The organism is Diaphorobacter sp. C33 (genome assembly GCF_030503915.1).
GTDB lineage: Bacteria > Pseudomonadota > Gammaproteobacteria > Burkholderiales > Burkholderiaceae_C > Diaphorobacter > Diaphorobacter nitroreducens.
On record NZ_CP129980.1, the window covers coordinates 2,043,811 to 2,065,368 of the forward strand.

The following is a 21,558-nucleotide window of genomic DNA, read 5'->3' on the forward strand; positions in this document are numbered from 1 at the left end:
GAACAGGGGCAGGTCTGGCGTATGCATCCCATCACGCGGGTTGGGTTCTGTTCACACGGGCCCGTCGTGGCCCGGGGCGCGGTTGAGCAGCTGCGTGCTTTGGCTGGCACTGGCCGACAGATAGCGCTCGTAATGCCGAAGGATGTCCGCAATGACCTCTTCGCCACGCAGGTACTGGATGTCGTAGCCCGATCGCCCGTCGGCAAAAAAGGTGATGGGCTCCACCACGTAGAGCCGCTCCTTGTCCTGCGGCGCCACCTCGGCCAGCATGAAGCCCGGCAGCTTGCGCCGCACGGGGCGCACGCCATAGACGAAATCGCGCAGCTCGGGCATGGGGATGGTCAGGCGGATCTGGGCGGCATCGGGGTCGGCAACGGCGGTGTCGTCCTGCACATGCGCCTGCACGCCGCGGCGGCCCAACTCTGCCACCACATCGCGCATGGCGGGCAGCACCGTGGCCTGCATGAAGCGCAGCACGTCAGCGCGCGTGGGCTGGTGCACGATCTGCTCCAGCCGCTTGCGCCAGTGCTGCCCGCTCCAGAAGTTGGTGGCCATGGCCAGATCTTGCGAGGCATGGGCGCGGTCGGCCTGCATGGCGCGCCACAGACCCCAGCACAGCGCCACCATGATGGCCGCCACGGGCAGGGCAGCCGCCAGCGTCAAGGCCTGCAGCGCCTTGAGGCCGCCCGCCACCAGCAGCACCGCCGCCGTCACGCCCAGCACGGCGGCCCAGAACAGCCGCTGCCACACCGGCGAGCGCGGGTTGCCTCGCGTTGCGATCGCGTCCAGCACGTACGCGCCCGAGTCGGCAGATGTGATGAAGAACACCGAGATCAGCACGATGGCCAGCCACGAAACGATTTTCACGAACGGCAGGTACTCGAAGAAGCGAAACAACAGCGCATCCACGTTACCAGCCGTCAGGGCCAGCGCGCCCTGCGCCATATGGGTGTCAATCCAGATGGCACTGTTGCCAAACGCCGTCATCCACAGCAGGTTGAATGCGGTGGGCACGAGCAGCACGCCGACGATGAATTCGCGCACAGTACGCCCGCGTGAGATGCGCGCAATGAACATGCCCACGAAGGGCGACCAGGAGATCCACCATGCCCAGTACAGCACCGTCCAGTCGCCGTACCAGCCGGGCTGCTGCGGTGCCTCGTAGGCAAAGGTGCGCAGCGACATCTGCACCAGGCCGGAGAAATAGTTGCCGACGTTCTCGCTCAGCGCCTGGAACAGATGGACGGTGGGCCCGAAAGCGATGACGAAAGCCAGTAGCACGAAGGACAGCGCCAGGTTGAACTCGGACAGAACGCGCACCCCTTTGTCCAAACCCGTGACGGCTGACAGCCCGGCCAGGATCGCCACCACGGCGACCACGGCCACGCGAAACAGCGCGGTGTTGGTGTCCCAGCCGGTCAACAGTCCAATGCCTGCAGCCAGCTGCAGCGCGCCATAACCCAGCGTGGTGGCAATGCCCGCGATGGTACCCACGAGCGCGAAAGCATCCACCGTATGTCCGATGGGCCCGTTGATGCGCTGCTGCAGCAGCGGGTACAGGCCCGACCGCATGGTCAGCGGCAGGTTGTAGCGAAAGCCGAAATACGCCAGCACCAGTCCCATGGTGCCGTACACCGCCCAGGCATGAAACCCCCAGTGAAAAAACGTGGACTGCAGGGCCTCGCGCGCCGCGTTGGCCGTGCCTGCCGGCGCCATGGGCGGTTTGATGTAGTGCTGCAGCGGCTCGCCCACGCCAAAGTACATGAGCCCGATGCCCATGCCTGCGGCAAACAGCATCGCGGTCCACGACAGAAAGCTGAAATCGGGCTTCGCATCATCGGGGCCCAGGCGGATGTCGCCAAAACTGCTGGCCGCCACCAGCGCCAGAAAGACCAGGAACAGCGTTACCGCTGCGCTGTAAAACCAGTCAAAGTGGCCCACCACCCAGACCTGCACACCGGTGAAAAAGCGGACAGCCTGCTGCGGGAACATGCCGCACAGCACCAGCAGCAAGCCCAGCACCAGCAATGACGGAACCACCACCGGAGCCGAAAACGTAAACCGTGGGCCTGCCTCGGAGCCGGCCGCAGGCGGCTGCCCCTGCGGCCCAGAGCCGTGACCGCCAGAGAGGGAGCGTTCATTCGACATAGGAACTCCTTGGAGCAGTGCATGACGAGCAGCAGGCGTGCATCGCGGCACGCGCCAGTCAGCATACAGCGCCCCGAAGCGATGCGCACGCCGTCAGTCAAGGTACTCCAACTCGGTGCGAGCGACGCGCCCCTGGCGGGCCGTCACCTACCCAATGTGGCGCGAGAACGTCTGGGCATCGCCAAGGATGGCGGACAGCCGTGCATCCCCACCGTCCGGGGTCATCCCGCCCGTCAGCGCCCTCTGCACACACCCGTCCGCACCGTCCCCTCGATGTCAACTCTGGCGAAGGCTGCACCTCGAAAGGCCGGAGCCTTGCCCAAGGCGCCGCACGCCAAATACGCCCAATGGACCGTAAACAGCCTGAGCAGCGCCGCCCGCGCCGGCCTGGGCGGAGGGAACGGCAGGCACGGCAGCAGCCAGACGCCCGACCAGGCCAGCGACCGGCAACGGCGGCGCCGCGAATGGGCCTGTAAACGGCCTCACCGATCGCCAACACAGCGCCTGAAGCAACCAAATATTGCCTCAGCCACTGCTGCCCTATTTCGCCGCCTCGACCTTCACCCGCGCATTCGGTGCCTCGCCGAACATCTCGGGCGCGTACAGTGCCTCGACGCGGCTGGGCGGCAGCGCAAAGTCGCCCGCATTGTTCAGGCGCACGGTGTACTGCATCGTCACCGTGCCTTTGGGCAGGTACTCGTAGTAGCTGCGGAAGGACTCGAAGCCGCGCTCCTCGAACGCGGGCCAGCCCCGGCCCTCGCGCTTTTCGCCCTGCGTGGCGATCTCGGAGTCGCGTCCCAGGCCGCTGCCCAGGATGGTCGCCCCTGCGGGGATGGGATCGGTGATCGCCACCCAGGTCATGTCGGCCGTACTGGTCACCTCCAGCGTCACGCGCAGCACGTCGCCGCGCGAGTAGCTGCCCGCGGGCAGTGCCTTGTCGGCCTGCTCAACCGGCGTGACCGTGCGCTTGAGGGTGTAGCCCGCGCTGAACGGCTGCTGGCGCGGCACGGCCGCCACCGACTGCAGCGTGAGCCACGGCTTGCCCGGCCCCTGGTGCGTGACCACGAGCGGCTGCGCCGCGCCAGCGCCCGTGCCCCACGGCAGGAACATGCCGTTGTTCTTGAGCATGCCGGGCGCCGCTGGCGCGCCGAACCAGCGGGTCTGGTGCGCGGCGCCCGCGGCGTCGCTGGCCTTGGCCGGCTCCACCTTGGCCCAGTCCACGCTGGCGCTGTGGCCGCCGAGCGTGGCGCGGGTGGTGCCGGCCACGGGCGTGGCTTCAAAGCGGGCGCTGAACTTCTCCAGCGCCAGCCCGCCCCACAGGTTGGCCGTGGTGGTGTGCCATGCGCCGCCCTGCTGGCGCGCGATGAAGCCGCTGGCCAGGCGCCCCATGTCGTCCTTCCACGCGGGGTCGTCCAGCACGGCCAGCATCAGGCGCGCGGTGTTCACGTCGCCGTTCTGCATCAGCCACCACCAGTAGTCGTGCTGCTCGGTGCTGAACAGCAGCTTGGTGCCCTGGTAGGACAGGCGGCCCCTGAGGATCTGCATCGCCTCGGCCAGGCGCTGCTCGCGCTGCGGCACGCCCTGCACCCGCTTGAGCACGTTGATCCAGTCGATCACCGCGTGCGTCGGCCACTGGTTGGGCGCGATGGTGATGCTCTCTAGCAGCCGCGCCGGGGCATGGCCCGTGCGCGACAGCGCCTCGATGGCCGCCAGCTTGCGCAGGTCCATATCCTTGCGCGGGCTCCAGAAGTCGCGTTGGATGCGCCCTTCCACGAAGGCCGTCAGCCCGCGCTCCATGGCCTCGCGCACTTCGACAGGCAGCGTGAACTCGGGGTACAGCGCGGCCGCTTCGTGCGTGGCGGCCAGCAGGTAGGCGGTGAGCGTGTCGCTGCCCCGGTTCGCGCTGCCTTCGCTCGGCGGGAAGTAGTAGGCCAGGCCGTCGCCGTCCAGGTAAGTGGGCATCTGCGCGGCCACGCTGCGCCACAGCGCGGCATCGCGCAGGCCGATGGCCTTGCTGGCCTTTTGCTCCAGGCAGGCGAACGGGTAGTTGGCCCACCAGTCGCGCACGCCGGGCAGGCCCTCGGCCAGCCGGGGCTGCAGCGCCAGCTTGAGGCCGCCGCGCCCCTGCAGCGCACCGGCGGGCGGCGCCGCCTCCGTCTGGAAGCTGCCGTCCAGTTGCACCAGCGTGGCCTGCTGCACGGCCAGCGGCACGGCCGGCACCAGCCGCTGGGTCACCTTGAGCGCATCGCGTGCGCCGCTCACCGTATCGCGCGCCTCGATCTCCCACAGCAGCGCCTGGGCACGCGTCTGCGCCAGCTGCGCGGGCGCGGTGACGGACCACGCCACCTCGCGCGACTCGCCCGCGGGGATCTCTACGGTCTGCTGGTTCAGCTGCAGCAGCGTGGCACGCGGCGTGACCTCGACCTTCATCGCCGCCTTGGTGGTGTTGCGCAGCGTGAGCTGGGCGCGGAACTGGTCCTCCTCGCGCACCAGCGGCGGCAGGCCGCTGATGATCTGCAGGTCCTGCGTGGCGCGGATGCTCGTGGCGCCGGTGCCGAACAGGCCCGTTCCCGCATCCGCCACCGCCACCACCCTGAAGGTGGTGAGCGCGTCGTTGAGCGGCACGGTCACCTGCGCCCGGCCGTTCGCGTCCAGCTGAATGGCGGGCTTCCATAGCAGCAGCGTGTCCAGCAGCTCGCGCGTGGCCGTGTGGCCGCCGCCGCCGCCCGCGGGCACGGCCTTCTTGCCGTAGTGGCGCCGGCCGATGATCTCCATCTGCGCGGTGGAAGTCTCCACGCCCCACGCCCGGCGCTGCAGCATGGCCTCCAGCAGGTTCCAGCTGGTGTTGGGCATCAGTTCCAGCAGCGCCTGGTCTACGGCGGCCAGCGCCACCTCGGCGCCGGCAGCGGGCTTGCCGTCCGGCAGCGTGGCGGTGATGGTGACCTGCGCCTTGCCGCGCACCGGGTAGCTGTCCTTGTCGGCCTTGACCTGCACCGCGATCTGGTGCGCGGCATGGCCCACACGCAGCTCGGCCACGCCCAGCCGGTAGGCGGGCTTGGACAGGTCCACCATCGCCGTGGGGGCGACGTACTCGCGGCCCTCGTACCAGAAGGCGTTCCACCATTCGCGCGGCGCCTTGAAGCCCCAGGTGAAGAAGCTGTACCAGGGCACCTCGCGCAAACGCCCGCGCAGCGCCAGCACGCTCACGTAGACGTTGGGGCTCCAGTCCTGCCCGATCTGTACCTGCACCGTGGGGTCCTGGCCATTGAGCTGCACCACGCGCGTGTCGATGATGCCCTCGCGTTCCACGCTGACCAGCGCCGTGGCATGGCGGAACGGCATGCGCACCTGCAGCCGCGCGGTCTCGCCGGGCTGGTAACTCTTCTTCTCAGGCAGCACGTCGATGCGGTCATGGTCCTCGCCGCCAAACCACAGCTCGCCGCGCCGCGTGACCCAGACGGAGGACGCGGCCTGGGCCTCGTTGCCGTCCTTGTCGCGCGCAGTGACCACCAGCTCCACCTCGCCGGGCTCGTCCAGCTTGGCGTCGCACAGCAGCAGGCCGCGGCTGTCGCTTTTGCCGGTGCACACGGTGCCCAGGTCCTTGGTCTCGGTCTTGTTGTCGTAGCTGTAAAAGCCTCCCACCATGCGCTTGCGGCTGGTGGTGGTGACATGCGCGATGGCCTGCACGGCCAGGGGCACACCGGCCTGGGGCTGGCCCTGCAGCGACAGCGCCAGCGCCTGGAAGCGCACGCGGCTCGCAGCCGATGCCCAGCCCTCGGTCTTCACGCCCGCCACCACGGCGGCCGGCCACAGCGTGTGCGTGCTGCGCACCGTCTGCACCTCGCCATTGGGGTCGGCATAGGTGGCCTCCAGCACCAGGTCCTGCGCCTGGCGGGCCGGGGGCAGTTCTTCGATGGTCACGCGACCCGCGCCGCTCTTGTCCAGCGTGAGCGCCAGCTTGTCGGCCACCACGCGCGTGTCCTGCCGCGCCGCGGGCTCCTCGTCGTCATCGCCCGCCTGCGCGCCGCGCTTGCGGGGCGGCTGGAAGCTGAAGGCGTCGAAGTCGCCGAACTGCAGGAACTTGCCGCGCACCATGGCCGACACGCGCACTGGCAACTGGCCGGCAGGGCCGCCAGACACGTAGCCCACCCGCACGTCGGCCGGCACCGAGCGCACGCGCACCAGCGGCTTGCTGTCCGCGGGCGCGATACGCCCTTCCAGCACCGGCAGGCGGAACTCTTCCACGCGGAAGCTCCCGGACTCGAACGAGCGCTCGCCCCCATTGACGTCAGCGCCGCGCAGTTCCACCTGGTACAGGCCCAGCTTGGCGGCCGGCGGCACCGCGAACTCGCTGGTGGCCGACAGACCGCCCGTGCCCGTCTTGCGCCACTGCAGCGGCTGGGTGAACTGCTGGCCGCTGCCGACGTGGGTGATCGCCAGTTCCGACGGCCGCTCCTGCGGCAGCGCAAAGCCCTGGCGGTTCTGCAGACGCAGCACGTGCTTCATGGACACGGTCTCGCCCGCGCGCAGCAGCGTGCGGTCGAAGATGGTGTGGGCCACGGTATCCGGGCGCGGGTCGCTGCTGGTGGGCAGGTTGAAGCGCCAGGGCTCGATGCCGCGCTGCCAGTCGCTCCAGGCAAAGGCCAGATCCTCCACCCCGTCCGCGCCGCGGTGGCGCGCGCTCACGAAGTAGGCCTGCGAGCCATCGCCGTAGTCGTCGTAGCCGTCTGCGTCGCCGCAGCGCGGCGGCTCGGGCGACAGTCCGTCAAAGCGCGCAATACCCTGCGCATCGGTCTGCGCCTGGGCCAGCAGGCGGCCCCGGCAATCGGACACGCGCACGCTCGCGCCCGGCACGGGCTGCCCTTTGTCCAGCGTGGTCACCCAGGCCAGCGCGTTCTCGCGGCCCAGCTTGAAATGCACACCCAGGTTGGTCACCAGCGCCGCCGTGCGCACATACATGGTGCGGCCGGCGCCGTGGCGCTCGTCCAGCAGCGCGCCGCCCAGCGCCTGCGACGCCACCTCCACCACATGGAAACCCGGCGCCAGCGGTATGCCCACGACCTCGAACGGCCGCGGGTCCGCTGCCGCGGCGCGGGGCAGCTCCAGCGCCTTGGCGCCGCTCTGGCCGGCCAGCAGCGACAGCATGCGGGTCTGCACGTACTCCTTGTTCTCCTGCCCCTGCAGCGGCTGGGGCAGGGTGCTCACGCCGTCCCTGCGGGCCTGCCCACGCTCCACCAGCGCGCCGTGGTAGCGGCGCACCTTGCGCATCCAGGCGATGATCTCCGCATCGCCGCCGGGCTGCAGCGTGCGCACCCGGCCTGCCGGCGCCTCGGGGGTGGACGCGGGTTGCAGGCCCTGCACGCGCAGCGCGGGTTCCACCTTGCGCAGCGTCACGGGCAGCAGCGCGGGCGGGTGGTCCTCGGCCGGGCCTTCGGCAAAGCGCTCGACGATGCCAAAAGGCGCCGCCGCAAACTTGGCCAGCGGCGGCATGCCGCCCGTGGCCACCTTGAGCGGGAAGCTCGCCACATTGCGCGGCGCGCGCCCCGCGGCATCGCGAAAGTCCGCCGGCAGCTCCACCGTGAAGGACGTGCTCTCGGCCAGCGGCACGCCGAAGCGCACGGCATTCACCAGCGTGTCGCCCGGCTGCGCGGCCGTGCCCTCCCCTTCGCCCTCAAAACGCGGCAGCAGCGTTTCGTAGCTGGACTTCAGACGTATGCCCGCCGCCACCTTGCGCGACACGGGTGCGTTGAACGACAGCACCATGGGACGGATCGGCAGGCACGCGGCCTGGGCGTTCTCGCGCTCGCACTGGAACTCCACGGCAAAGGGCTCGCGCACCTGGAAGGCAAAGCGCTTTTCCACCGTGTTCGCCACGCCGCTGGGCGTGGCCACGCCCTTGCCAAAGACAAGCTGCATGCGCGTGCCCGAGGTCAGGCGGCGGTTGCATGCCAGCGTGGCGTATTGCAGCGGCGCCTGCGCGGCGCGCTTGTCCAGCCCGAGGGCCTTGAGGATGTCGCCGCGCTGCGCACCTTCGACCAGGCGCACAGGCACGCGCTCGCCCACGCCGTCCAGCGCGCACCAGGCATGGCTGCGCAGGCTGTCCTGCGTGGCCGCGCCGTTCAGCTGCAGCACGAACACCTGCTCCTCGTCGATGGACTGGTAGGTGCCGGGCAGGATGCGCTGGACAAACGGGCCGCCACTATTGAATTGATAGCTTTTCGCGCCCGACAGCTCTGCGCCAGAGGCCGATTTGAACCCCGACCTGGCGGTGGCCGTGCAGCGCACGCCCGGCGGCAGGTCGCGCGCGAAGTCGAACACCCATTCGCGCTCGCCCGTCCAGCGGCCCGTGCCCTTGGCTGCATCGGCGTCGCTGCACTGCACCGTGAAGGGAGCCGGCGCCTGTGGGTCGCCAAAGCGCACGGCGGCCGCGTCAAACCGCGCCACCACCTGGCGCACCTGCGCCACCTCGCCCTGGGGCGAAAAGCTGCTCACCTGCAGCGCCTGCGCGCCGCCCGCCAGCAGTGCGCCACCCGCGGCAACCCACCGTATCCATGTATTCAAGAGATCCCCCCTGCAGTGCTTTGGCCGAGCGTATCAAAGCGCTCCATGCGCCACGCGGCTGTTGCATGCGCTTACAGCCTGGGCAGACCCCGTCCCGTGCGGTGGCGCATGACGACGCGCAAAGGGGCGCAAGTCCTACCCAGGCGCCGCAAAACCGCGCGAAACATGGCGGCTCGCCGCAGCGCGGCCCCCGTGCAACACCCACCGCCATTTCGCCCAAGGAGCGTCCATGCCACGAACCCCCGCCACCAAGCAACCCCTACCCGCCCGCCAGGCCGCGGCCCATGCGGACAGCTACCGCGGCCATGCCGGAGAACTGCAGCAGCAGGCCGCCGGCCAACACCCGGTGCTGACCACTCAGCAGGGCATTGCCGTGCCCGACAACCAGAACACCCTGCGCCCCTCGCCGCACGGGCCGGCGCTGCTGGAAGACTTCATCCTGCGCGAGAAGATCACCCACTTCGACCACGAGCGCATTCCCGAGCGCGTGGTGCACGCGCGCGGCTCCGCAGCGCACGGTTTCTTCGAGCTCACGCACTCCCTCGCGGACTACACCACGGCACGGGTACTGACCGAAGTCGGCACGCGCACGCCCGTGTTCACGCGCTTTTCCACGGTGGCCGGTGGCGCCGGATCGGTGGACACGCCGCGCGACGTGCGGGGCTTTGCCGTGAAGTTCTACACGCCCGAGGGCAACTGGGACCTGGTGGGCAACAACGTCCCGGTGTTCTTCATCCAGGACGCGATGAAGTTCCCCGACCTCGTGCACGCCGTGAAGATGGAGCCCGACCGCGCCTTCCCGCAGGCCGCCAGCGCGCACGACACGTTCTGGGACTTCATCTCGCTCATGCCCGAATCCATGCACATGGTGATGTGGATCATGAGCGACCGCACCATTCCGCGCAGCCTGCGCATGATCGAGGGCTTTGGCGTGCACAGCTTCCGGCTGGTGAATGCCGCGGGCGAAAGCACCTTCGTCAAGTTCCACTGGCGGCCCAAGCTGGGCATTCAGTCCACCGTGTGGGACGAGGCGATGAAGCTGCAGGCGGCGGACAACGACTTCCACCGCCGCGACCTGTTCGAGGCCATCGAGGCGGGCGACTACCCCGAGTGGGAGCTGTCCGTGCAGCTGTTCACCGAGGAAGAGGCCGGCACGTTCCCCTTCGACCACCTGGACCCGACCAAGCTCATCCCCGAAGAGCTGGTGCCGCTGCGGCCCATCGGGCGCATGGTGCTCAACCGCTGGCCCGACAACTTCTTCGCCGAGACCGAGCAGGTCGCCTTCTGCCCGGCCAACCTGCCGCCGGGCATCGACTTCAGCAACGACCCGCTGCTGCAGGGGCGCCTGTTCAGCTACCTGGACACGCAACTGCTGCGCCTGGGCGGCCCCAACTTCGTGCAGATCCCCATCAACGCGCCCAAGTGCCCCTTCGCCCACAACCAGCGCGACGGCCACATGCAGATGCTCGTGCCGCAGGGCCGCGTGAACTACGAGCCCAGCAGCCTGCAGGCCGACTCGCCCCGCGCATCGCAGGCGGCGGGTTTTCGGCACGTGGCGCAGACCGACGAAGGCAGCGGCAAGGGGCGCATCCGCCCCGAGAGCTTTGCCGACCACTACAGCCAGGCGCGCATGTTCTACCGCAGCCAGAGCCCGCTGGAGCAGGCGCACCTGGCGTCGGCGCTGGTGTTCGAGCTGTCCAAGGTACAGACGCTGCATGTGCGCGAAGGCGTGGTGGGCCATCTGCTGCACATCGATACGGAGTTGGCCCAGCGCGTGGCCGATGGCCTGGCGCTGCCGCAGCTGCCGCCCGCCCCCCCGCTGGCCGTGCCGGTGCAGGACCTGCCGCCCTCGCCCGCCCTGCGGATCATCGACCGCATGAAGCCCACGCTGCAGGGCCGCTGCGTGGGCATTCTGGTGGCCGACGGCTCCAACGGCACCACCGTGGCCAACCTGCGCAAGGCGCTGGAGAAGGCGGGCGCGCAGGTGAAGATCGTCGCGCCCAAGGTGGGTGGCGCGCTGCTCAAGGACGGCACGCAGTTGCCTGCCGACGGGCAGCTGGCAGGCACGCCCTCGGCGGTGTTCGACGCGGTGGCCTCGGTGCTGTCGCCGGAGATGGGCGCGCAGCTGGCGCGCGAGGCCGTGGCGGTGGACTGGTTCCGCGACGCCTTCGGCCACCTCAAGGCCATCGCTGCCTGCAAGGGCACGCAGGCCATCCTGCAGGCCGGCGGCATCGAACCCGACGCGGGCGTGGTGGACCCGGCCGACGCGCAGGGCTTCATCGCCGCCGCGCAGACGCGCCAGTGGGCGCGCGAGCCGCAGGTGCGCACGCTGGCGTGAACGCGGGCCTGCGCTGGCCTGCGGGGCAGCGGCCGGGGTGCGCCCCTACCGCGCCCCTACCGCGCGGCTACTGCACGCCTACTGCGCCGTGAAGCCGCTGTTGCGGATGATGCGCGCCCAGGCTGCGGTGTAGGCCTTCTGGCGCGCGGCCAGTTGCCCGGGCGCCATGTGGCCCACGGTGAGGCCCAGGGTGGTGAGCTGCTCATGCACCGCGGGCTGCGCCAGCACCTGCGCCAGTGCGGCGGAGAACTGCGCGATGAAAGCGCCGGGCGTGCCGGCCGGCGCGTAGATGCCGTAGTACGGCAGGTCCTCGAAGCCCTTGAGGCCCAGTTCGTCGAACGTGGGCACATCGGGCAGCGCGGCCTGGCGCTGCGTGCCCAGCACGCCCACCACGCGCAGCTTGCCGCCGCGGTGGTGCTCGATGAAGTCCTGCACCGATCCCACGCCCGCCGCGATCTGGTTGCCCAGCATGTCGCCGATCATGGGCGCGCTGCCGCGGTAGGGCGCGGCCACCAGGTCCAGCCGGTACTTGCGGCCCAGCAGCTTGACCAGAAACTCCGGCGTGGACGCCGGCGCCGGCACGCCCACCGCGCCCTGGCCACCCCGCGCGGCCTGGAGCCACTGCACATACTCGTTGAACGAACGCGCGGGCGTGCCACCCGAAACGGCAAACGCGTTCACGAAGGTGGCAAAGCCCGCCACCGGCACGAAGTCGCTCACCGGGTCGAAGCCGGGGTTCTTCACCACCAGCGGCAGGATGGAGATGGTGTGGTCGTGCGTGAGGAACAGCGTGGTCCCGTCGGCCGGCGCGGCCTTGAGCACCTGCGCCGCGATCTGCCCGCCCGCGCCGGGTCGGTTGTCCACCACCACGGGGACGCCCAGCACGTCCTTGAGCTTGTCGGCCAGCAGGCGGGCGATGGCATCCGAGCCGCCTCCGGGCGGAAAGCCCACCAGGATGCGCACCGGCTTGGTGCCGTCGGCCCAGGCGGGCAACGCCGGCAGCACGCTGGCGGCAAGGGCGCGGGCCAGCAGGTGGCGGCGGTGCAGGTTCATGGTGGCTCTCCTGGGGCAGCAGGTCGATACAAATTCAGGAGCTGCTCGCGCCTGCCAGTAAAGCGTTTCAGCATCAAAACATACTGAAAACCGCCTACATCAAGCGCTGCCAGCTCCTATTTTTGATGAGCAATCAGGCAGACAGCCGTGCACGGTGGCGCGCCAACTGCGTGCGCACCTGCGCGGGCGCGGTGCCGCCCAGGGTGTTGCGCGCGTTCAGCGAGCCCTGCAGGCTCAGAGCATCGAACACGTCCTTCTCGATCGCCGGGTGAAAGCCCTGCAGCACGGCCAGCGGCAGCTCCGACAGGTCCACGCTGTGCGACACGGCGGCCTTCACCGCGTGGGCCACGGTCTCGTGCGCGTCGCGGAACGGCAGGCCCTTCTTGACGAGGTAGTCGGCCAGGTCGGTCGCCGTGGCGTAGCCCTTGAGCGCCGCGGCGCGCATGGCCTCGGCGTTCACGGTGATGCCGCCGTCCTTGCAGCCGGTGGCGGGGTTCATCTGGCCGCCGATCATTTCGGCGAAGATGCGCAGCGTGTCCTTCAGCGTGTCCACCGTGTCGAACAGCGGCTCCTTGTCTTCCTGGTTGTCCTTGTTGTAGGCCAGGGGCTGGCCCTTCATCAGCGTGATCAGGCCCATCAGGTGGCCCACCACGCGGCCGGTCTTGCCGCGCGCCAGCTCCGGCACGTCGGGGTTCTTCTTCTGCGGCATGATCGACGAGCCGGTGGTGAAGCGGTCGGCGATGCGGATGAAGCCGAAGTTCTGGCTCATCCAGATGATGAGTTCTTCGGACAGGCGGCTCACGTGCACCATGCACAGGCTGGCGGCGGCCGTGAACTCGATGGCGAAGTCGCGGTCGCTCACGCCGTCCAGGCTGTTCTGGCACACGCCCTCCATGCCCAGCGTCTTGGCCACGCGCTCGCGGTCCAGCGGGTAGGTGGTGCCGGCCAGCGCGGCGGAGCCCAGCGGCAGCACGTTCACCCGGCGGCGCACGTCGCGCATGCGCTCGGCATCGCGTGCAAACATCTCCACGTAAGCCAGCAGGTGGTGCGCAAAGCTCACGGGCTGCGCCACCTGCAGGTGGGTGAAGCCGGGCAGGATCACCTCGACGTTCTGCTCGGCCACCTCGACCAGCGACAGCTGCAGCTCGCTCAGCAGGCCCTCGATCAGGTCGATCTCGCCGCGCAGCCACAGGCGCACGTCGGTGGCCACCTGGTCGTTGCGGCTGCGGCCGGTGTGCAGGCGCTTGCCGGCGTCGCCCACCAGCTGGGTCAGGCGCGCCTCGATGTTCAGGTGCACGTCCTCCAGGTCCAGCTTCCACTCGAACGCGCCGGACGCGATCTCCTGCGTGATCTGGGCCATGCCCTTCTGAATGTCGGCGTGGTCCTGCGCGCTGATGATGCCTTGCGCGGCCAGCATCTCGGCATGGGCCAGGCTGCCCGCGATGTCGGCCTGCCACAGGCGCTTGTCGAAGAACACGCTCGACGTATAGCGCTTGACCAGATCGCTCATGGGCTCGGAGAACAAGGCCGACCAGGCCTGGGCCTTGGTGGCGAGCTGGTCGTGGGACGGTTGCGAGGCGGAAGAAGAGGACATGGGGGCAATAATCCGGGGGTTTCGACACCCGGAACGCCCGGATGCCGCAATGCAAGAGACGCAAATTTTATCGACCCGCCCCGCCGCCCTGCCCGAAGCCGCACCGCGCAGTGCGGTACGCGGCCGCGCGCTGGTGTTCGACGCCTGCCAGGTGGGCGTGGTGCTGCGCGCCGTGCTGTTCGTGGAACTGGTGCTGGGCGTGGGCGCCTTGTTCGGCGCGGGCAGCCTGGCCGAATGGCTGGCGCGCCTGGCGTTGCTCACGGGCGGCGCGCTGCCGGCCACCCTCGCCTGGCTGATCACGGCCTGCAGCCTCAAGACGGCGCTGCAGCGCCTTCAGGAGCCGCTGCAGTACGCCGCCGGCGTGCTGCTGGGCGCACTGGCCGGCCTGCTGGCCTGCGCCATGCTGGCCCTGGCCAGCGGCCCCGCGGGCGCCCCGCCGCCGTGGCTGGCCAGCGCCGCCAGCGGCGCGCTGCTGGCGGCGCTGCTGGTCACCGCGCTGAAAATGCGCGCCCGCGCGCGCACGCCCGCCGCCACCACCGCGCGCCTGACCGAGTTGCAGGCGCGCATCCGCCCACACTTCCTGTTCAACACGCTCAACAGCGCCATTGCCCTGGTGCGCGACGAACCCGCCAAGGCCGAGGCGCTGCTGGAAGACCTGAGCGACCTGTTCCGCCACGCCCTGGTGGAGCAGGGCGAGTCCGCCACACTGGAGGAAGAGATCGTGCTGGCGCGCCGCTACCTGGACATCGAGCAGGTGCGCTTTGGCGAACGCATGCGCGTGCAATGGGTGCTGGATGCGCGCGCCAACGCCGCGCGCCTGCCGCCGCTCTTGCTGCAGCCGCTGGTGGAAAACGCGGTCAAGCACGGCGTGGAGCCCAGCGCGCGCGGGGGCAAGCTGCGCATCGCCACCGAGCGGCGCGGCGGCCGCGTGGTGCTGACCATCACCAACACCCTGCCCACCGATCGCCCCACGGCCGAGGACGCGCCACGCGGCCACGGCATCGCACAGGCGAACGTGCGCGACCGCCTGCGCCTGCTGCACGACGTGGACTGCGACTTCAGCGCCGGCGTACAGGGCGGCCTGTACCAGGTGCGCATCTCGCTGCCCGCACCCTGAATCCCCGGGCCACGCGGCACGCCACATCCACTACAGTCGACGCCCCATGCACATCCTGATCGTGGACGACGAACTCCTGGCCCGCAGCCGCCTGCGCACGCTGCTGGCCGACTGCGACCCCCGCCACAGCGTGACGGAGGCCGCGCACGCCGCGGACGCGCTGGCACAGCTCGAGGCCAGCGGCGGCCGCGCGGTGGACGTGGTACTGCTGGACATCCACATGCCCGGCCAGGACGGCCTGGGACTGGCGCACCACATCCAGCGCCTGCCGCACCCGCCGGCCATCGTGTTCGTGACCGCCCACGCGGACCATGCGCTGTCGGCCTTCGAACTGGATGCCGTGGACTACCTGACCAAGCCCGTGCGCCTGCAGCGCCTGCAGCAGGCACTGGCCAAGGCGCAGCGCGCCGCCGCCCCCAGCGCCGCTCCCACGCGCTCGCCGCTGCCGGCGCCCAGCTGCGAGGTGCTGCTGATCCAGGAGCGCGGGCGCACCGAGCGCGTGCCGCTGGACGACGTGCTGTTCCTGCGCGCCGAGCAGAAATACGTGACGGTGCGCACCCTCACGCGCAGCTTCGTCATCGACAGCGCGCTGTCCGACCTGGAGGCGCGCCACGCGGGCCACTTTCTGCGCGTGCACCGCAGCACGCTGGTGGCACGCCGCGCCATGCGCGCGCTGGAGCGCTATTACGACGCCGAGGAGGGCGAAGGCTGGGCCGTGCGCCTGCACGGACTCACCGAGCCCCTGCCGGTCTCGCGCCGCCAGGTGGCCGGGGTGCGCGAGGCGCTGGCCACGGGTTGATACGGCTGCGGCGTTCACGGCGTTCCAGGCGCCCACACGCCCGCACCCTCTAAACGCCTGCACCCTCTGCGCGGCCGCCGGCCCTTGGACTGGCGCCGCGGTCCTCCCCGGGCAGGCATGCGCGGCGCGCACACCGGCGAACGCCCCGCCGTGCTCAATGCGCGTGCGCCAGCCCGCTCACAAAGGTCACCACCGCGATGCCGGCCGCCAGCCAGGCGATCTGCGCCAGCGTCTGCGCGGCCGAGAGGCGTTTTTGCAGCTGCGGAATCAGGTCGGCCAGTGCCACGTACACGAAGCTGCTGGAGGCGATGGCCAGGAAATACGGCAGCCCGCCGTCCCACAGCCCCACCAGGTAGTAGCCCACCAGGCCGCCCAGCGCCGTCAGCGCGCCCGCCAGCGAGACCTTGAGCAGCGCCGCGTTGCGGTGGCGGGTGCTGTGGCGCAGCACCACCAGGTCGCCGATGTGGTGCGGCACCTCGTGCGCCAGCACCGACAGCGCGGCCACCACGCCCAGCCGCATGTCCGCCATGAAGGCCGAGGCGATCAACACGCCGTCGCCAAAGCAGTGCACGCTGTCGCCGGTCAGCAACGCCCAGCCGCCATGCCCGTGCTGGCCCGGGCCATGGTGGTGGTCGTGCGCGTGGTCAGGGTGGTGGTCGTGGTGGCCCTGGCCATGGATGTGCCGCTCGGACGGGCTGTGCTCATGGCCGTGGTGCCACAGCTCGGCCTTGTCCAGCAGGAAGAAGAACACCAGCCCCAGCAGCAGCGTGGCAAACAGGTCGTGCGCACTGGCCTGGCTCTCGAACGCCTCGGGCAGCAGATGCATGAAGGCGGTGGCCAGCAGCGCGCCCGCGGCCAGGCTCAGCAGGTGCTGCGGCCCCACGCGCTGGCGCGTGCGCATGCCCAGGCGCAGCAGCGCCGCCGCCACCCACACACTGCCAATGCCCGCGGCCAACGTGGCCAGGATGATCGCTATCAATGTCATAGCTGCTTGCGCTTTCTCTTATTGGCTTAGATGCCAATTTCATTCAAAACCAAACTCTCGCCGCGCCATCAAAAAAAGCCCCGAAGGGCTTGTGTGCGTGCTGGCTGCCGCGGCTCACGCCACGCCGTGCTGCTTGAACCAGGCCAGCGTGCGCTTCCAGCCGTCCTGCGCGGCTTCCTTGCGAAAGCTCGGGCGGTAGTCGGCATGGAAGGCATGCGGCGCGTCCGGGTAGACCACGAACCGCGAGGCTTTCGCTGCGGCAGACCCTTCTGACAGGGCGCTTTTCATCTTATCAATCGTGTCAAGAGGTATGCCGGCATCTTTTTCGCCATACAGACCCAGCACGGGTGCCTTGAGGATGGGCGCCAGGTCCACGGGGTGCTTGGGATTCAGGGCGCTGGCCTGCCCCACCAGACGGCCATACCAGGCCACCCCGGCCTTCACCGGGCCATGCGCGGCGTAGAGCCAGGTGATGCGGCCGCCCCAGCAAAAGCCGGTGATGCCCACGCGCTGGAGGTCACCGCCATGGGCTCCGGCCCATTGCACGGCGCCGTCCAGGTCGGCCATGACCTGGGCATCGGGCACCTTGGACACCAGCTCGCTCATGAGCTTGGCGACTTCACTGTAGGCGCGCGGGTCGCCCTGGCGCGCGAACAGGTCGGGGGCAACGGCAAGGTAGCCCTGGTGCGCCAGGCGGCGGCAAACGTCGGCAATGTACTCGTGCACGCCGAAGATCTCTGAAATCACCAGCACCACGGGCAGCCCCGTCTTGCCCTGCGGCGCCGCGCGGTAGGCGCGCACGTCAAAGCCGTTCACCGCAAAGTGCACCTCCCCCGCCGTGAGCCCGTCGGCCGGGGTGGAGACCGCCGTCTGCGCCATCACCGGCGCGGCCGCGGCGGCATAGCCAGCCCCCAGCATGACGCCCAGCGCGGTGCGGCGGCTGGCGGCCGCTGCCGTGCTACGGCCGGGGACGAGTGCATCGAAGTCGTTCTGGAGATCGCTGTGCATGACGGAGGCTCCTGGCAAAGGGTGGCAAGGGTTGGGGGACGGACGCCCCCCGGCGCTGGCCAGGAGGCATGGCGTGCCAATGTAGCGGCAATGGCCGTTTTGCGCATGCGACCCGCCCGCGCCACCGTGCCACCGGGCTACAAGCGCTATCAGTGCGCCTTGTCCCAGTCGGGCCCCACGCCCACTTCGGCCAGCAGCGGTACCTGCAGCGCGGCCACGCCGGCCATCAGGCGCGGGATCTCACGGCGCAGCCAGTCCACCTCGCCCTCGGGCAGCTCGAAAACCAGTTCGTCGTGCACCTGCATGATCATGAGCACCTCGGGCTTGCGCGCGTCCAGCTCGCCCTGCACGGCCACCATGGCCTTCTTGATGAGGTCGGCCGCCGTGCCCTGCATGGGCGCGTTGATGGCGGTGCGCTCGGCCGCGCCGCGGCGCGGGCCGTTGGGCGAGTTGATCTCCGGCAGGTACAGGCGCCGGCCGAACACGGTCTCCACGTAGCCGCGCGCCTTGGCCTGGGCCTTGGTCTCTTCCATGTACTGCTTCACGCCGGGGTAGCGCTGGAAGTAGCGGTCGATGTAGGCCGCCGCCGCCTTGGTCTCGATGCCCAGGTTCTTGGCCAGGCCGAAACTGCTCATGCCGTAGATCAGGCCGAAGTTGATGACCTTGGCGTAGCGGCGCTGCTCGCTGCTGACCTGGTCCAGCGCCACGCCGAACACCTCGGCCGCCGTGGCGCGGTGCACGTCCAGGCCCTCGCGGAAGGCGTGCAGCAGCGCCTCGTCGCCGCTGATGTGCGCCATGATGCGCAGCTCGATCTGGCTGTAGTCAGCACTGGCAATCACGCGGCCCGCGGGTGCCACGAAGGCCTCGCGCACGCGCCGGCCCTCCGGCGTGCGGATGGGGATGTTCTGCAGGTTGGGCTCGTTGCTGGACAGCCGCCCGGTGACGGCCACGGCCTGCGCGTAGTGGGTGTGGACGCGGCCGGTGCGCGGGTCCGCCAGCGTGCTGAGTTTGTCGGTGTAGGTGCCCTTGAGCTTGCACAGGCTGCGGTGTTCCAGCAGTTTGGCGGGCAGGGGGTAGTCCTCGGCCAGCTTCTCCAGCACCTCTTCGTCGGTGCTGCGCGCGCCGGTGGCGGTCTTCTTCACCACGGGCATGCCCAGCTTGTCGAAGAAGATTTCACCCAATTGCTTGGGCGAGCCCAGGTTGAAGGGCTGGCCGGCGATGGCGTACGCCTCCTGCTCCAGCTGCAGGATGCGCTGGCCCAGCGCGTGGCTCTGGGAGGCCAGCTTGCCCGCGTCGATCAGCACGCCATTGCGCTCGATGCGAAACAAGGTCTCGCTGCAGGCCATCTCCAGCTCGTAGATGCCGCGCAGCTTGTCGTCGGCCTGCAGCTGGGGCCATAGCACGCGGTGCACATCCAGCGTCTGGTCGGAGTCCTCGCACGAGTAGGCCGCAGCCTTGTCCACCGGGACCTGTGCAAACGGGATCTGCTTGGCCCCCTTGCCGCACAGGTCTTCGTAGCTGATGCCGGTGCGGCCCGTGTGGCGCTCGGCCAGGCTGGTCAGGCCATGGGGCTTGTGCACTTCCAGCACGTAGCTTTGCAGCATGGTGTCGTGCGCATAGCCGCGCACCTGGATGCCGTGGTTGGCGAACACATGCCGGTCGTACTTCACGTGCTGGCCCAGCTTGGGGCAGGCCGGGTCTTCCAGCCAGGGGCGCAGGCGCTCCAGCACCTCGGCCAACGGCAGCTGCGGCGGCGCGTCAGGGCCGTTGTGCGCCAGCGGGATGTAAGCGGCGGCTCCGGGCTCAACGCTGAAGGACACGCCCACGATCTCGGCCCGCAACTCGTCCAGCGACGTGGTCTCGGTGTCCAGCGCCGCCAGCGGCGCGGCCTTCAGGCGCGCGAGCCAGCCGTCGAGCTGCTCCCACGTGAGGATGGTGTCGTAGACCACCTCGCGCTGTTGCGCCTGCACGGCGACGGCGCTGGCGTCGGGCGTGGCGAAGAGGTCTCCGCTGGCGCCAGCGTCCGCCGCCACAGAGGACGGCAGCGCGCGTGCCAGGCTCTTGAAGCCATACTTTTGATAAAAATCGCGCAACGCGTCCGCCTGCTCAGCGCCAACAGCTATCGCATCGATAGCAGGCAGACCATCGAGGTGGCCCGCCAGGTCGCAGTCGGTCTTGATGGTGACCAGCGTGCGCGCGGTGGGCAGCCAGTCCAGCGCCCCGCGCAGGTTCTCGCCGGCCACGCCCTTGATGGCGCCCGCGTTGGCCAGCAGCGCATCCAGCGAACCGTATTCCGTGAGCCATTTGGCGGCGGTCTTGGGGCCGACCTTGGGCACGCCGGGCACGTTGTCCACGGCATCGCCCACCAGGGCCTGGTAGTCCACCATAAGCGTCGGGGGCACGCCGAACTCGGCGGTCACGCCGGCCACGTCCCGCTTCTTGCCGTTCATGGTGTCGATGATGGTGATGTGTTCGTTCACCAGCTGGCTCAGGTCCTTGTCGCCGCTGGAGATCACCACCTGCATGCCCTGGCCGGCCGCGGTAGCAGCCAGCGTGCCGATCACGTCGTCGGCCTCCACGCCGGGGATACACAGCACCGGCCAGCCCAGCAGCCGCACCACCTCGTGGATGGGCTCGATCTGCGCACGCAGGTCATCGGGCATGGGCGCGCGGTGCTGCTTGTACTCGGGGTACAGCGCATCGCGAAAAGTGGGGCCGCTGGCATCGAAAACGCAGGCGGCGTAGTCGGCCGGGACTTCTTTCTTGAGCGCCTGCAGCATGTTGATCATGCCGCGGATGGCCCCCGTGGGTGCGCTGGCGGGATCGCCCGGCACGGCGCGCAGGTCGGGCATGGCATGGAATGCGCGGTACAGGTAGCTGGAGCCATCCACCAGCACCAGGGTCTTGGGGCGTGTCATCGGCGAATTCTCCCACGCTCATCGGCCGTGGCCGCCATCGCAATCAGCACCCCGCACGCGGGCAGGTGCAGTGGAAAGCGGCACAATCCGTCGCCATGGCCCGGCGGTGCGCCGCGCCCTCCCCTCTCCCCAAGGCTGCCCCATGAAACACCACCTGCTCGCACTCGTCGCCTGCGCCACCACCACCCTGGCGTGGGCCAACCCGGACTTCAAGAACGTGCCGCCTTCGATGCAGAAGTCGCTGCACGGCATCAGTGCCGCACAGTTTGACGGCGGCGTGCTGCGCGCGCAGATGAACAAGCCCGAGGTCACCGAGCTGGTGTACAACACCTTCGTCTTCCACAACATCTGCGCGCAGCAGTGGCACGACCCTGCGCAGTTCGCGCGCCTGGGCCTCACGCGCGTGGAGCTGTTCAACGCCGCTGGCACGCAGGGCTTTGCCTTCGATGCGCGCGGCGACGTGTGCGAGGAGATGGGCAAGCTCGGCAAGAACTTCCGCACCTTCATCGGCAAGTACACGCAGGCCTGCAGCGCCAGCACCTGCCCGCCGCAGCGCTGAGCGCGCACGCCGGCGCACGGCGCCTACAATCGCGCCATGCGCGCTCTCCACTCCACCTTCCTGCTGCTGGCCCTGGCCAGTGCTCCCGCCCTGGCTCAGAATGCAAGCCAAAATGCCATTCAGCCCAGTACGGACGGGCGCGGCCAGCTATTGGAAAGAGAGCAGCAGACTGAAGGGCGCCACAACCAGCGCGTAGAGCACATCGTGGTGGAGGACGCCGGCAGCCGCGTGCAAGAGTTGCGCGTGGGCGGGCAGACGCAGAGCATCACCGTGCAACCCAAGACCGGCACGCCGCTGCCCGCGTATGAAGTGCGCTCCAACGACGGAGCCCGCGCACGCCCCGGCAACTTCAACGAGTCGGACACCGTGACCGCACCGCGCGTGTGGAACTTGCGCAATTTCTGACCGCAGCCAACGCGGCATTCCTGGGCGGCCCGTATCGCCCGCTCCTTCCCCCGCTTTTTTCAGCACGCCGAGT

At 69.6% G+C, this 21,558-nt stretch carries 12 protein-coding genes; 5 read left to right on the forward strand and 7 right to left on the reverse strand.

Annotated elements, in window-relative coordinates:
• Positions 1-51: 51 nt before the first annotated feature.
• Positions 52-1,992, reverse strand: coding sequence for a BCCT family transporter (locus tag QY917_RS09710; RefSeq protein ID WP_302079274.1), 1,941 nt, complete (start codon positions 1,990-1,992; stop codon positions 52-54).
• A 696-nt stretch (positions 1,993-2,688) separates the two neighbouring features.
• Positions 2,689-8,709 (reverse strand): alpha-2-macroglobulin, encoded by a 6,021-nt coding sequence (locus tag QY917_RS09715; protein ID WP_302076579.1) that lies wholly within the window; start codon positions 8,707-8,709, stop codon positions 2,689-2,691.
• Between the two features lie 229 nt (positions 8,710-8,938).
• Between QY917_RS09715 and QY917_RS09720 the strand changes: the two genes are divergently transcribed.
• Positions 8,939-11,047: a catalase gene (locus QY917_RS09720; protein ID WP_123675872.1), complete on the forward strand. Its 2,109-nt coding sequence runs from the start codon at positions 8,939-8,941 to the stop codon at positions 11,045-11,047.
• Positions 11,048-11,125: 78 nt separating this feature from the next.
• On the opposite strand, the gene QY917_RS09725 is transcribed toward QY917_RS09720, so the two are convergent.
• Positions 11,126-12,100, reverse strand: a complete 975-nt coding sequence (locus QY917_RS09725) for a Bug family tripartite tricarboxylate transporter substrate binding protein (protein ID WP_123675871.1) — start codon at positions 12,098-12,100, stop codon at positions 11,126-11,128.
• A 133-nt stretch (positions 12,101-12,233) separates the two neighbouring features.
• On the reverse strand, positions 12,234-13,694 hold the full coding sequence (gene argH, locus QY917_RS09730) for an argininosuccinate lyase (protein WP_123675870.1): 1,461 nt from the start codon (positions 13,692-13,694) through the stop codon (positions 12,234-12,236).
• 49 nt (positions 13,695-13,743) lie between these two features.
• On the opposite strand from argH, the gene QY917_RS09735 reads away from it, so the two are divergent.
• Both QY917_RS09735 and QY917_RS09740 read left to right on the forward strand, forming a co-directional pair.
• A complete protein-coding gene (locus QY917_RS09735) occupies positions 13,744-14,811 on the forward strand; it encodes a sensor histidine kinase (protein ID WP_123675869.1) in 1,068 nt (355 codons plus the stop codon).
• Between the two features lie 46 nt (positions 14,812-14,857).
• Positions 14,858-15,610 (forward strand): LytTR family DNA-binding domain-containing protein, encoded by a 753-nt coding sequence (locus QY917_RS09740; protein ID WP_015914004.1) that lies wholly within the window; start codon positions 14,858-14,860, stop codon positions 15,608-15,610.
• A gap of 154 nt (positions 15,611-15,764) precedes the next feature.
• On the opposite strand, the gene QY917_RS09745 is transcribed toward QY917_RS09740, so the two are convergent.
• From QY917_RS09745 to polA, 3 genes are all read right to left on the reverse strand, one after another.
• Positions 15,765-16,595 (reverse strand): ZIP family metal transporter, encoded by an 831-nt coding sequence (locus QY917_RS09745; protein ID WP_123675868.1) that lies wholly within the window; start codon positions 16,593-16,595, stop codon positions 15,765-15,767.
• 114 nt (positions 16,596-16,709) lie between these two features.
• Entirely contained in the window at positions 16,710-17,603 is an 894-nt protein-coding gene (locus tag QY917_RS09750; RefSeq protein WP_123675867.1) for a dienelactone hydrolase family protein, read from the reverse strand.
• Between the two features lie 149 nt (positions 17,604-17,752).
• The gene (gene polA, locus QY917_RS09755; RefSeq protein ID WP_123675866.1) at positions 17,753-20,521 is read right to left on the reverse strand and encodes a DNA polymerase I; all 2,769 of its coding nucleotides are present in this window, start codon (positions 20,519-20,521) and stop codon (positions 17,753-17,755) included.
• 142 nt (positions 20,522-20,663) lie between these two features.
• On the opposite strand from polA, the gene QY917_RS09760 reads away from it, so the two are divergent.
• The gene (locus QY917_RS09760) at positions 20,664-21,080 is read left to right on the forward strand and encodes a hypothetical protein (RefSeq protein WP_088886204.1); all 417 of its coding nucleotides are present in this window, start codon (positions 20,664-20,666) and stop codon (positions 21,078-21,080) included.
• Positions 21,081-21,116: 36 nt separating this feature from the next.
• Complete coding sequence (locus QY917_RS09765) at positions 21,117-21,485, forward strand: hypothetical protein (protein WP_088886203.1); 369 nt, start codon at positions 21,117-21,119, stop codon at positions 21,483-21,485.
• Positions 21,486-21,558 lie beyond the last annotated feature (73 nt).

Bases quoted from the DNA above. Each gene is read 5' to 3' on its own strand.
- QY917_RS09710 (WP_302079274.1), bottom strand. From the start codon at position 1,992: ATGTTCCCGCAGCAGGCTGTCCGCTTTTTCACCGGTGTGCAGGTCTGG.
- QY917_RS09720 (WP_123675872.1), top strand. From the start codon at position 8,939: ATGCCACGAACCCCCGCCACCAAGCAACCCCTACCCGCCCGCCAGGCC.
- QY917_RS09725 (WP_123675871.1), bottom strand. From the start codon at position 12,100: ATGAACCTGCACCGCCGCCACCTGCTGGCCCGCGCCCTTGCCGCCAGC.
- argH (WP_123675870.1), bottom strand. From the start codon at position 13,694: ATGTCCTCTTCTTCCGCCTCGCAACCGTCCCACGACCAGCTCGCCACC.
- QY917_RS09735 (WP_123675869.1), top strand. From the start codon at position 13,744: ATGCAAGAGACGCAAATTTTATCGACCCGCCCCGCCGCCCTGCCCGAA.
- QY917_RS09740 (WP_015914004.1), top strand. From the start codon at position 14,858: ATGCACATCCTGATCGTGGACGACGAACTCCTGGCCCGCAGCCGCCTG.
- QY917_RS09745 (WP_123675868.1), bottom strand. From the start codon at position 16,595: ATGACATTGATAGCGATCATCCTGGCCACGTTGGCCGCGGGCATTGGC.
- QY917_RS09750 (WP_123675867.1), bottom strand. From the start codon at position 17,603: ATGCACAGCGATCTCCAGAACGACTTCGATGCACTCGTCCCCGGCCGT.
- polA (WP_123675866.1), bottom strand. From the start codon at position 20,521: ATGACACGCCCCAAGACCCTGGTGCTGGTGGATGGCTCCAGCTACCTG.
- QY917_RS09760 (WP_088886204.1), top strand. From the start codon at position 20,664: ATGAAACACCACCTGCTCGCACTCGTCGCCTGCGCCACCACCACCCTG.
- QY917_RS09765 (WP_088886203.1), top strand. From the start codon at position 21,117: ATGCGCGCTCTCCACTCCACCTTCCTGCTGCTGGCCCTGGCCAGTGCT.